General features: G+C 55.7%; 1 rRNA gene. It reads right to left on the bottom strand.

Features of this window, described 5'->3' with window-relative positions:
- Window positions 1–110: ribosomal RNA gene (gene rrf / locus QSK18_RS35740) — 5S ribosomal RNA — on the bottom strand; the annotation flags it as partial.
- Window positions 111–282: the final 172 nt, after the last annotated feature.

The following is a 282-nucleotide window of genomic DNA, read 5'->3' as shown; positions in this document are numbered from 1 at the left end:
GATGTCCTACTCTCCCACACCGTAACCAGTGCAGTACCATCGGCGCTGGCAGGCTTAGCTTCCGGGTTCGGAATGGGACCGGGCGTTTCCCTGCCGCTATGATCGCCGTAACTCTCTCGGCACAACCAGACACCCTCTTTTTTCAGGGGGTGTGCACGGTCGTTTCCCGTGAACCGCATAGTGGACGTGAGTCATCTTTTACTCGTGCGCAGAGCGGAGTGTTGTAAGTCATCGGCATATTAGTACCGGTCAGCTTCACAAGTCGTTAGTCCTTGCTTCCAC

The organism is Kineosporia sp. NBRC 101677, assembly GCF_030269265.1.
Lineage (GTDB): Bacteria > Actinomycetota > Actinomycetes > Actinomycetales > Kineosporiaceae > Kineosporia > Kineosporia rhizophila.
Note: the sequence above shows the minus strand (reverse complement) of the source record. Positions and strands in the feature narration are given on the sequence as shown.